Source organism: Rhizobium sp. 05N430, from assembly GCF_056396985.1.
Genome location: NZ_JBFTMO010000010.1, coordinates 1 through 11807 on the forward strand (window position 1 = coordinate 1; position 11807 = coordinate 11807).

General features: G+C 57.3%; 10 protein-coding genes and 2 pseudogenes. 8 read left to right on the top strand and 4 right to left on the bottom strand.

Features of this window, described 5'->3' with window-relative positions:
* Positions 1 to 148 precede the first annotated feature (148 nt).
* From AC1DJO_RS19580 to mctP, 7 genes and pseudogenes are all read left to right on the top strand, one after another.
* Positions 149 to 319, top strand: a pseudogene (locus tag AC1DJO_RS19580) (ethanolamine utilization protein); the annotation flags it as partial.
* A 25-nt stretch (positions 320 to 344) separates the two neighbouring features.
* A complete protein-coding gene (locus AC1DJO_RS19585; protein ID WP_112444293.1) occupies positions 345 to 716 on the top strand; it encodes a hypothetical protein in 372 nt (123 codons plus the stop codon).
* Between the two features lie 94 nt (positions 717 to 810).
* Entirely contained in the window at positions 811 to 1260 is a 450-nt protein-coding gene (locus tag AC1DJO_RS19590; RefSeq protein ID WP_148194365.1) for a helix-turn-helix domain-containing protein, read from the top strand.
* A gap of 1125 nt (positions 1261 to 2385) precedes the next feature.
* Positions 2386 to 3765, top strand: coding sequence for a two-component system sensor histidine kinase MctS (gene mctS / locus AC1DJO_RS19595; protein ID WP_477972557.1), 1380 nt, complete (start codon positions 2386 to 2388; stop codon positions 3763 to 3765).
* Positions 3762 to 4412, top strand: a complete 651-nt coding sequence (mctR, locus tag AC1DJO_RS19600) for a two-component system response regulator MctR (RefSeq protein WP_477972559.1) — start codon at positions 3762 to 3764, stop codon at positions 4410 to 4412. Before mctS ends, mctR begins: the two co-directional genes overlap by 4 nt.
* Positions 4413 to 4603: 191 nt before the next feature.
* Positions 4604 to 4804, top strand: coding sequence for a DUF3311 domain-containing protein (locus AC1DJO_RS19605; protein WP_112444283.1), 201 nt, complete (start codon positions 4604 to 4606; stop codon positions 4802 to 4804).
* Positions 4794 to 6272 carry a monocarboxylate uptake permease MctP gene (mctP, locus tag AC1DJO_RS19610; RefSeq protein ID WP_477972561.1) on the top strand — a complete coding sequence of 493 codons (1479 nt, stop codon included), beginning with the start codon at positions 4794 to 4796 and terminating at the stop codon, positions 6270 to 6272. Before AC1DJO_RS19605 ends, mctP begins: the two co-directional genes overlap by 11 nt.
* A 1736-nt stretch (positions 6273 to 8008) precedes the next feature.
* On the opposite strand, the pseudogene AC1DJO_RS19615 reads toward mctP, so the two are convergent.
* Positions 8009 to 8379: pseudogene (locus tag AC1DJO_RS19615) on the bottom strand (response regulator).
* A gap of 877 nt (positions 8380 to 9256) precedes the next feature.
* On the bottom strand, positions 9257 to 9493 hold the full coding sequence (locus AC1DJO_RS19620) for a hypothetical protein (RefSeq protein ID WP_112444268.1): 237 nt from the start codon (positions 9491 to 9493) through the stop codon (positions 9257 to 9259).
* Positions 9494 to 9718: 225 nt separating this feature from the next.
* Here AC1DJO_RS19620 and AC1DJO_RS19625 point away from each other — a divergent pair, with 225 nt between their 5' ends.
* Entirely contained in the window at positions 9719 to 9979 is a 261-nt protein-coding gene (locus AC1DJO_RS19625; protein ID WP_112444266.1) for a DUF982 domain-containing protein, read from the top strand.
* A gap of 662 nt (positions 9980 to 10641) precedes the next feature.
* Here AC1DJO_RS19625 and AC1DJO_RS19630 read toward each other — a convergent pair.
* Both AC1DJO_RS19630 and ku read right to left on the bottom strand, forming a co-directional pair.
* On the bottom strand, positions 10642 to 10983 hold the full coding sequence (locus AC1DJO_RS19630; RefSeq protein ID WP_112444265.1) for a DUF982 domain-containing protein: 342 nt from the start codon (positions 10981 to 10983) through the stop codon (positions 10642 to 10644).
* A 3-nt stretch (positions 10984 to 10986) separates the two neighbouring features.
* Entirely contained in the window at positions 10987 to 11799 is an 813-nt protein-coding gene (ku, locus tag AC1DJO_RS19635) for a non-homologous end joining protein Ku (RefSeq protein ID WP_112444263.1), read from the bottom strand.
* Positions 11800 to 11807: the final 8 nt, after the last annotated feature.

Here is an 11807-nt window from a genome sequence, read left to right on the forward strand (position 1 = left end):
TCCGCTTCAAAAACAGTTCCGCACATGAGCCCAAAACAGCAAAGGAGAAACGCAAGAGCTTGACCATCAAGACCGACACGAACGATACCTAAAAGGCGGGTCACTTCTCAGTGCAAATCCCGGGTCAACTCTCAGCGCAAATCAACAGATCGTCATCGAAGGGCGGCTCGCCGTTTCTACCGGGGCCGGCACAGTCACGGCCGGTCCAGGTGAGATTGTCTACATGCCCAAGGGAGAGGCCGTTACGATCACGACGGAAGGCGAGGGGGCTCTCACGGCGTATGTAACCTATCCGCATTGGGCCGAACATCACGAATAGAGCCGGCCAACATGAGGGCTTAATAATGAAACGGGTTCTTTTGATCGGCATCCATCCTGACGCGGTCGACACATCCGATCCATCCCTGCCGGCTGGGCTTACCAATGAGAAAATTGCCGCGGGCATCAGGCTGACCCTCTCCGACATGCAGGGTAGGGGCTGGGACGCCGGCTTCTGCGCTCTACGGCCTGCGACGGCTCAGGCAGATGTCGAAGCCTCACTCGCCCAGCACTGGGATTGCGTGGTGATTGGCGGGGGTATCCGCATTCCACCGAGCAATCTTAAGTTATTTGAACTCGTCGTCAACACAGTCATCCGGGTTGCGCCGGGCACCGCCATCGCATTCAATACGTCGCCTGAAAACAGCGCCGACGCGGCCGAGCGATGGCTGAGGTGACTGGGACCAGTCGATGGCAGTCTGAAAAGCAAAAAAACGACTGTCGCCGACTAAAACCATTCGCTTCGTCAACGCCCATTGATACAGATGGCGCTTGTCAATCAGGGAGGATAGCGACATTACCAGCGTCAACAATGCAGATCATAATCCACGCCGCGTGACCGACATGGATGTCCTCATCGGAATGCGTTTTCGTGTCGCCCGAGTTTCCGCTGGATTGAGTCAAACGGTCGTCGCCGACCATCTGGGGATTACATTCCAACAGGTACAGAAATATGAACGTGGTGCAAACCGCATTGCGGCCACGACGCTCAACAAAGTCGCTGCCCTCTTCGGGGTTTCGATCCTTTATTTCTTGGAAGAAGAATCGGGGGAAGTTGCGTCCGCGGAGGTGCCGCTGCGGCCAAAGTCGACAGACTTGGCCATGACCAAACGGGGCCAACGGCTACTGAGATTTTTCGCGGCGTCGCCGGACAAGGTTCAGACCGCGGTCTTCAAGTTGCTTCAAGCCACTGGAGGCGACGAAGGAGAAAGCGACGACTGACTGGTGGATGGATTGATTTGTTACCGGAGAGGTCGAAGTTGGCCTCGCCGGGCGAAGTCGCCCAGATTGACAACATCCACCATCCTGTCGGCCTCCTCGGCTTCCAGCGTGTCCAATAAGACACCGTGAAAATCGACCGGCCAGCCTGTGAATATGTCGATGATTGACCAGTACTGGTCGTCAGCGTTCTTGGAGACCTGGTATCGAAGATGGGGCATAGCTTGATGGTAGCGCGCGGACGGATGTAGGCAAGCCCCGGAGGCCACATCCATGGGATGCCGTCACTGCAAAGTCTGATGGACCGCGGGGTCTCTCATGGCTACGTGTTTGGTAGACAGCGGGGCTTCTTCGCTTGCCCACACCAACATCGCCAGCGCGGCGACCCCGAGATAGCCAAGTTTGCTAGTTATGGCGCTCCGCGCAGCCTGAGCACGGATGCAGCCGGTCCTAGTTATCGAGTTCATGTAATCGCGCTCGCTCCAGGTTCGTCCGGGGAAGCTACGCCTTTCTTCGAGTCGGTCCAATCCCCAGATCTGGGCTGGAGGGATATGGTCACCTGTGCGCGGTGTCTAGGAAATACGTGCGCGGTCTCGGTCGGTTTGCACTCCCAGATTCCAGAATTTCGAACATCTGGTAAGCTCCTGATTCTGCAGGAAAAACCAAAGTGCAGAGCCGTCAACGTTACCAAGTTTGAGACGATACTCCCTAAGGATCGGGCGCAAATTCCTTCGAAGTTCGAATGATTGCTTGTTCGGGCAGCCGAACAGTTTTTCGCCGCCGCGCGACATATCGGACAACAAAGATGGTAGTTTCAGCGTGACCCAATGCTCGCTGTCGTCTGTGGGTCGGCGAGATCGTGGCCAAAAGGGTTTGCAGCCACTTGAAGGGTCAGGATCGCAGCGGACAAAGAAACCAAACGGGATGCCATGCTGAACCTTGGATAGAGAAACGCGAACGCACTACCTATCGCGCCAGCGGACGATATCTTCCAAGTGTCAATCATTCGTAAAAAGATGAGACAAGGTCGGCGGACGTTCAGTCGCTGCTTGACGCAAAAAGGGGTTGGCATCCTACTCGCCTGATTTCAGCCCCTGAGGTAACATCAGTCGACCCGCGGGAGGCGAGATGACCTTTAGACAGAAGCTGATGACGTTGGCCGTTGCCCCGCTGATAGTCGTGACGATAGCCGTTACGATGTTCCTGACTTGGCAGTCCACACGCCTTGCAAAATCGAATATCGAAGCGTTTCAACAAAGCATGCTGAGCTCAAAGCAAGCTGAGATCGCAAACCTGACAAACGTTGCCCTGTCCTCGATCAACTCGATCTACTCCACTGCGGCACCGGATGACGTGGAAGCCAAGGCACGCGTATCGGAAATACTCATGTCTCTCGACTACGGCAAGGACGGCTATTTCTTTGTGTATGACTTCGATGGCAACAGCGTCGTCCATCCCCGGCAGCTCTTCAGAAACGGCAAGAACTGGATGAGCCTCGTCGATCCCGATGGGGATCGGGTCATCAGCGAACTGATTAAGACAGCGCGGGGCGGTGGCGGTTATCATCGATACAAATGGCAACAACCATCGACGGGCGCGCTGTCCGACAAGATTTCGTATGTGGTCGCGTTGCCCAAATGGAATTGGATACTCGGAACGGGAGCTTACCTGGACGACGTGGCAGCACAGGCCAGAGCTGCCAACTTGGCGATCCAGGATCGAACCCGGCAAAGTTTCGTCCTTGTTGCATTGTTCGCGTTGCCTGCTGTGTTCATCGTGTTCGCCACCTGCATTTTCGTGACTTTCGACCAGCGAAAGCTTGCAAACGCGGTGCAAAAGCAGCTGACGCAACGGGTGATCGAGACCCAGGAAAGGGAGAGGTCGAGGCTCGCCCGCGAGCTGCATGATGGCATTTCTCAGGAATTGCTGGGCGTCCGTTACGCGATGGAACTGGCAGGCAGGCGGGCTGTCGAGGTTTCGCCCGAGCTGAACCGCGCGATCGAGGAAACGATCTCGACGCTTAATACCACGATCCGTGAGATCAGAAACATATCCCACGACCTTCGGCCTCGCGCCCTTGATGACATCGGCCTCGTTGCCGCGATCAAGAACCTTTCCGAGAAGTTTTCTGCTCGTTCGGGAGTCGCGATCTCGCTGGATGCGGACGGCTTTGTCGATGATCTTGTTCCCGATGCGCGCACGGCACTGTTCAGGGTGACCCAGGAAGCGTTGAGCAACGTCGAGCGACACGCCGGCGCAAGCCGTGTGTCGCTCCGCTTGTGGAACGAGCGTGGACGGACCCGCATGCATATTTCCGACGATGGACGCGGCGTCGATTTCAGTCGAGCCCGACAGGCAAGGGGGCTTGGGATGGAAAACATGCGCGAGCGGATAGGGCACTTCGGCGGCGTTCTGTTGATCGACGGAGATGAAAATGGGACGCGCCTGCTTCTTATGTTGCCTAGATCCGCCAGCCAGCCGGTCGCTGACAGCGGGGCAGCAGCGTGACTGGGCCAATATCGGTTATCCTGATCGACAACCACCCCGTCGTCGCCGAGGGTCTTCGCGGAGTGCTGAACACTTACTCCGGGATCGAGGTGGTTGGCGTGGCGTTCGACGTTGAGACGGCCTTGCCCCTGGTTGCCGAGAAACGGCCGACCGTTGTTCTGCTGGACATCAACATGCCCACGATTAGCGGGATTGACGCCATCTCAATGGTGAAGGCTCGCCACCATGCTGCCCATGTCGTGATGCTGTCGATGCACGACACCCGCGAGTACATCTCGTCGTCGATCCTCCGCGGAGCCTCCGGTTACATCCTCAAGGACGTCCCAACGGCAGAGATCGTAGAGGCGATCGAAGCAGTCGCCCGCGGCGAGACTTACTTCTCGCCTGCTATTCGCGAAACCTTGCTTACTCAGGGGAGAGAGCCGCAGCCGGAAAAGATTACGCAACGCGAACATGAGGTCGCCACTCTCATCGCAAGCGGCAAAAGCAACCGGGACATTTCAGGCGTGCTCGGGATTTCCGAGGCCACCGTCGAGACCCACCGAAAAAACCTCAAGCGTAAACTCGGAGTTTCGTCCACGGCAGAATTGGTTCGTTTCGTCCTAGAACATCCCGAGCGCCTGGTTACGCTACCCAGTAGTGGGTAGACGCCGACCAGAATGGCAGATCGGCCTCTTGCGATCTGACCGCTCCAAGGGCTAGCCCATGACATGCGCATGGGGGAGGACCTGTGCCTGGGGAGGAAATCGCGTTGCGTGCGGCCTTATGCCGATACGCTGACAATCGGTGCCTCTCCGGCCAAAGCTGATTTGGGCCGGTTTCCGAGAGGATCGATGACGTGGACACGAAACCCACCAGTAAAGCAGCGCTCTGGCTGCTGGTAATTCCGTATATTGGGCTCCTATGGGTGCCCTTCTACAATTTCAGTGAGCCGTCGCTTTTCGGCTTTCCGTTTTTTTACTGGTACCAGCTCGCGTGGGTGCCGATCACCGCTTTCCTCATCTGGATCGCCTATCGGAGCGTGCGCCATGACGACTGAGATCGACACCACGGCGCTGGCCGTCTTCATCTTCTTCTTCATCCTGGTCACTGTCATGGGCTTCGTCGCAGCCCGTTGGCGCAAGCCCGAAACACTTGCCCATATCGACGAATGGGGTCTTGGCGGCCGCTCGTTCGGCACCTGGATCACCTGGTTCCTGGTCGGCGGCGACTTCTACACGGCCTACACCGTGATCGCGGTGCCGGCGCTCGTTTACACGGTCGGTGCTTATGGCTTCTTCGCATTGCCTTACACGATCATCGTCTACCCCTTCGTCTTCATGGTCATGCCGGTTCTCTGGAAACGTGCCAAGGACTTCGGCTATGTGACCGCAGGTGACGTCGTGCACGGCCAGTATGGCTCGCGAGGCCTTGAGCTTGCGGTCGCAGCCACTGGCGTTATTGCGACGATGCCTTACATCGCTCTTCAGCTGGTTGGCATGACCGCTGTCCTCAAGGGGCTTGGCCTTCACGGCGAGCTTCCGCTGGCGATCGCCTTCATTGTGCTGGCGCTCTACACATATTCTGCAGGCCTGCGCGCTCCGGCGTTGATCGCTTTCGTCAAGGACATCATGATTTACATCGTGGTGATCGCGGCCGTGGCGCTCATCCCCTCGAAGCTCGGAGGCTATGGCAATGTTTTCGCTTCGGCGGACGCCGCCTTCCAGGCAAAGGGCTCCGGCACCCTGCTGCTCGGTGGCAACCAATATGTCGCCTACGCGACGCTGGCGCTCGGTTCCGCGCTCGCCGCCTTCATGTATCCCCACACGCTGACCGGCATCTTCGCCTCCAACAGTGGCAATACGATCCGAAAGAACGCCGTGCTGCTGCCCGCCTATACCCTGCTGCTCGGACTGTTGGCCCTGCTCGGCTATATGGGACACGCAGCCGGTCTCAAGCTTGACAGCGCCAATGACGTCGTCCCGGCTCTGTTCAAAACCCTCTTTACGGGATGGTTCTCCGGTTTCGCCTTTGCGGCGATCGCCATCGGCGCGCTCGTACCGGCGGCTGTCATGAGTATCGGGGCGGCCAACCTCTTCACGCGCAATTTCTGGAAGGCCTACGTCAACCCCCATGTCAGCGATGCGGGTGAGGCGAAGGTCGCTAAGATCACCTCGCTGGTCGTCAAGATCGGTGCTCTGCTTGTAATTTTGTTCCTGCCAACGCAGTTTGCTCTCGACCTGCAACTGCTCGGCGGCATCTGGATATTGCAGACCCTCCCGGCGCTGGTCTTCGGCCTTTACACGAACTGGTTCCGTGCCCCGGCCTTGCTTGCAGGTTGGTTTGTCGGGTTCTTCGGGGGGACTTATCTGGTTTGGGACGCGGGGTGGAAGCCTCTCCACTTGGTCGCGATCGGGGACGTCAGCTTTACGATGTACACGGGCCTGCTCGCTCTTGCCGCCAATATCCTGATCGCCGTCGTTCTGAACCTTTTGACTGCCAAGCGTTCAGTCTCGACCGCGCACTGAAGTTTGGCGATTTCTGACAATGGTGAAGGCGCGCTGGTAAACGGCGTGCCTTCATCGCCACCGCTTCGCCCAGCATGCGCGGGTGTCTGCTAGCCCAGCATTCTGGATAGGGCCTTCGCTGCTATCTTGAACACTGTTCCGAGATGGTCGGCAACCGTGGCCCGGCGGCCTAAGGTCGGCAGAGGTTCGGTCTCCTCGTAAAACCGAACCTCCCCGTGGTCGCCTTCTCAGCGAAGCGCAACGCCGGCCTTTTAGGCACGCGAGATTCAGTCGTCAACGGCCGTCAGGGCGATTTTCGGGATACGCAATTCGGTGATGGAGGAACCTATCAGTGCCTAGACGATTAAAGTCCAAACAGGAAAGCCAATGCCCCGCGAACAACTCGACGCCGATCTATTCCGAGCAGCTTGGGTTGCCGGTATCAACGCTGTAACAGACGATGCAGTCGAGAGCCTGCAGTATTTGGCTATGATGGCCAGGCCGTCGATAGCGCGCTACCAAGCGTCTAACGGCGATCTCAGGCGCGATATGGACGCCCTCCTCGAAATCGGATTAGCGAAAGTCCAGCGGAGCGGGGAACTCCCGGGCTGACCGTACAGACCCTGCAGCAACCCTATTGGCAACGCCGGGGAATTCTTGGGAAATTGACGGTACATGAGGGAAACGCCCACAACTAGAACCTATCTCGGGTTGATGCGTTTCGTGGCCAAATCACTAAAAGCGAAAAATATGATTCAGCGCGATATCACCGCACGCCCGAGTTTCGATCTCCATACCGGCGACGAACACTTCATCGACGGCCTTACTCGTTTTACGGACCCGAAACTTCAGATCACAATCCCTTCGCCGATCTCATATCACAAATCGATCACGTCGAGCAGGATCAGGGCAGAAAAACTGATTTAGGATCAATACGGCGGGACTTGCCCAAGTCCTAGACTCTGGCCCCGCCTCACAGTTGCTATCCGGTCAGACGCCGGGGAAGTCCATGTGAGGCGCGTGGCCGATCAAAAACGGACGCTCGACGCTGGCTATTCCACAACAAAATCCAATAGCCAAAAGTTCACCTGACACCGTGCTTATCTCGAAACTTCGTTTTAGCCACTCCATCATGTATGCGTTGAAGAGGTTCATTATGACCACACAGTGAGTGGTGCAGTTCCCGGAACGCTTGGCGGGGGGCGCACTGATCGCTTATGACGATGCCAACGCCCTTGAACTCTCTCAAGATTGCAGCGCCACTGTCCGAAAGACCAAATTACCTTTTGGCAGATTTCCGAGATTTATCTGTCCTTCTCCGCAGGAGAAGAATCGTCTCACGGCTGGATGCCAGCTGCCGACGGCGTCGTGACCGATGATGGGAAGTACCGACTTCAACGAGAGCAGAAGTGAGGGGCGGACTAATTTGTCGCCGGGTGGCCAGTATCAATCGAAAGCTGCTCGCGGCAGTCTCAGACATCAGCAAAAATCTTTCACGGTCTGGCCACATCAGGTCTCACTCCTGGCGACGCGCCCGGAAGACCTCTTGGATGCTACGTAGGAGCTTTCATCCCAGCGAACGAACCCTTCGTAGCGTTCTCCCGCCGTGCCGCATCCGGTCGAGCAACCGCGTGGTGTTACCATCCGGATGGCAAAGGCAACGAAGCGATGATCGGCGAGATCATAGCAATTCTGGCCCGGCCTGAAACCTGAACGCGTCGCACGCTAACTCCGTACTTGATGAAATCGGCTAGCCGCTAACGACCGATAACCTTGCGCACGATCTTGATCAGGGTTTCGGGATCGAAAGGCTTTGTCAACCACCCGTCGCTCCGGCCGCCTTGGCCTGTGTCTTCACATCGCCATCGGATTCCGTCGACAGGAAGATTATCGGGACGCCCGCTCCGATTGGCTGTTTCCGGATTGCTTCGATCATCTGCAAGCCGTCCATGCCGGGCATGTTTAGATCGGTGATGATCAGGTCGAAGGCGTCCTGTTGCGCTGCGGCTAGACCTTCAGCGCCGTCGCTGGCCTCGACGACGGAGTAGCCTGCGTTGGAAAGTGTGACATTGATCGTAAGGCGAATGCTAGCAGAGTCGTCAACTGTTAAAATGCGTGCGAGGGTCATTCAGTCTCCAGGGTGCGTGAAGGTGAGGGTGGCAAAATCGGGGAAAACCTCTAACTATTTGTTGTACCCCGATCCTGATATCAGGGATCGACCCAGAAATGGCGTAGAGCCCGAAGCTTAATCCTTCTCAGCCCGAAAACGGGCATCGGTACCGTAAAAGCCGCGCATCGCAAGCGCTCACATCGGAGACATGCCAGTGTCCTCTATGCTGCCATCTACTCAGTCCGCGACGTAGATCAGGACAGGCAGCCTTTAGAATGGCAAAAAACAGGGGCTAGAGCCTTTAAGGTAGCGCGCCGCTTACAAAGGTCCGCAGAGGCGTTTGCGCGATTGCTCAAATTGGTTCCTTACTTCGAAACTCGACGCCCAACGTGGCATCTACCCGTTTTCGCACGTCGAATGTTGACATGCCTGAGGCCATCAGCTTGCTGAACTCGTCTCTCATCCGGATATGGGCCTCAGGATATTTCCGAAGGGCCGTAGGAAGCGGGTTGTCGCTCCGAAACGCCTCCTTGGCGGCCGCGCCGCCGAAGCGGTCGGCTGCCAGTTTCCCCATTCACCTGCGCTACCTCGGTGACGACCACTTTCACGATCTATCTCAGCGGCGGTTCGGGGCTGCAGTTGTGCATGAAGCCGACACCTCCGGAAACTTTGGTAAAGCGGCGCTGTCGATAGGAGTAGTCGCGGATCATGCATCGAACACGAGCTGGCAACCCGACAGCTTGCCTTCCTTCATGTATAGCATGCTCGACACGTCCAGAGTTCCCGCGATCCTATCCAGCATGGTATGGAGTTGAGACGATTGCGCTTGTGCGGGAAGTCCCGCCAGCGTTGTGATCGCGATCGGCAATGCAGGAATGGGAAAAGCCCCTTACCGTCAAGGCCGCTCAGGCGTCTTGAGGTCCAGCATCGCGGTATCACGAACAAGCCGCGCCAACTCCCGCTCATCGTGGATGCCGAATTCGAACCAGTCGACCAGCATCTTCGCTGTGACCTGACCTTCGTCGCTGCCCTTGTCACAAGAACGCTCCGCGCACCAATCGGACAGGATGCGATCCAGTACCAGCATCGTTTCTGCAGTCAACGGCTCTCTCGGCCAATCGGTCGTCGCCATGTCATTCCCCCAGCTTTCCGTAACCGTATCGACTATAGCGCAGTGGCAACACTCGCTGTCAAATGGGGAGGATTTCGGGGGCCGGTTGCGATGGCTCGAACTGCGGCGGGAGCCAATGACCACCGTTTCGCCGCCGGGACAAAACCGATCTCGTCCAGCGTCGATCCAAACGGGAACGGTTCTTGCACCGTTTCCATTCGGTAAAGGTGATGGAGCGCAGGTGTCATGAATCGGTACAGCTCGCAAGAGTTTTCGACGCTGATGTTGGTGCTGGAGGATCGCGAGGCGTACAAGATCAGGACGCTCGACGACGTGGCCACAGTGCTGCTTAACCTATGGCCTGACGAGGACGGTGAAGACTACGTCATCGCGATCAAGGCGTGTCTAGACGCTAAGCTCGGTGAGGTTGCCCCTGAACTCGCGAGGCGGGCGCTCATCAAAGCCGCGGAAGAGGTCGGCGTGGGAGTAATCACGATCGTGCATTGATGGGCGAAGGAGCAGTTCGACGTTAACTTGTTCGGGGTCATGGACGTTGTTCGCGAAACCCTTCCACATTTTCGCGAAAACCGTTCAAGCCTCTCCATCAACGTAAGCTCGGGCGCTGGCGTCGTCGGCCTTCCTATGATTTCTTATAAAACGCTTCAAAGTTTGCCTTGGAGGGATTCTCAAAATCGCTATTTCTACGAACTCGCGGCTCTCCTCATCGGGGTCAAGATCGTTGAGCCGGGTGGGGTGCTAGTTCGGCCAGCGCAGCGGCAAAGAGTTCTCTTCAACGCTGGCGCCTTCGCTCGATGCGGTAGCGTCTGGCCGGTGGAAGATCGGCGCTTTGGTGAGCTTCGCCGGACTCTTGCCACTCGCGCCATCTGGGTCGTTCCGAACACGGAACCTCAGTGCTCTTACTGGCTCAGCGGACCGAACAATTCCACCCACCGCCTCGACATCGGCCGCGCGCCAGCTGGAAGCGGCCGGGTTTGATCTGACCTTGAAGGTGGTGAAGGGCGTCGGACACATGATTTTGGTGGAAGAGGCGGAAACGGCGTTGCGGTTCCTTGGCCAGCTCGCGATAGCGCTCCTCGGTGTCTGCCGCCTGAAAGGCCGTCAGATACCTTTCGTTCGCCTTTCATCACGGCGAGAATTGTCCGCCTTGCCTATCCTACCTCAGGATGCCTCCAGCTAACCGGCGAACGTCTCCTCTTCGCACCCCTCCGATTTCTGATTAGCTGTTCGTCGTCAGGCAGGACTTTGAGGTGTGCATCGCGAGCGGCAGCGACGAAGGCCTTCCGGGCCTGCGCCGGCTCAAGCTCGCCTTGTAGCGATCGCAAGCCGGCGGCGAATGCGTGCCGCCATGACATGTCGTTGACTCGACGCGGCCATTTCTCAGAAGTCAGAATGCCCAAAAGTCCTGAAATCGTGGATGCGGTCGTAAAATGCTGGTTGCCGGGCAGGGCAACGGCGATCTCCTTGATCGACGTCACAAGGATGCCGTCCATCGCTCACCTTGCCTTTCCTGACTTCAATTCTGCCGCAACTGATTTGCGAAGTGCATCCATGATGTTGACGACGTTGGACTTGGCCGAAGCATCCGGCTCGCCCCTTGCCGTCTTGTTGGAGGGCTTCATCGCTTTCTTCTTCTTGGAAATAAGCTTGAGAAGGCTATCCTGTATGGGGTCGCTGGCCATGTCAGGTGACCAATGCGCGGATTTCTTCTTGATGAGTTGCTGCACGAGTGGAATCAAATCGGGATCGGCCTCGTTGTCGATGTCCTCGAAGTAGGATTCTTCCGGGCGAACTTCATCGCCGAACCGCAACGACCAAAGGACGATGCCTTCTTCCCGGGGCTCGAGGATCACGGCCCGCTCACGTCGCCCGATAACAAGCTTCGATATTCCGACGACCTTGTCGGCTTTCATTGCGTCGCGGATGACGGCAAAAGCCTCGTTGCCCACCGAATTGTCCGGCATAAGGTCGTGCGGCTCCTCGAGATAGACGGAAGCAATGCTCTCCGCGGGAACGAACTTTTCTACGTCGATCGTCTTGACGGTCTCGAGTGCCACCGCGTCAAGGTCTTCGTCGGTGAGTATGACGTAATCATTTTCACCCCGAGCGTATCCTTTGGCATCGTTCCCGTCCTTGACCGGCTTGCCAGTGACGGAGTCGATATATTGCGAGACTACCCTGTTTCCGGTGAGCCTGTTTAGCGTGTGGAATCGCACCTTCTCCGACTCCGAGGTCGCCGGGGTCATGTTCACCGGGCAGGTGACCAGCGAGAGCTTCAAATACCCTTTCCAGTAGGAGCGAAGTGCCATTTTCTAGC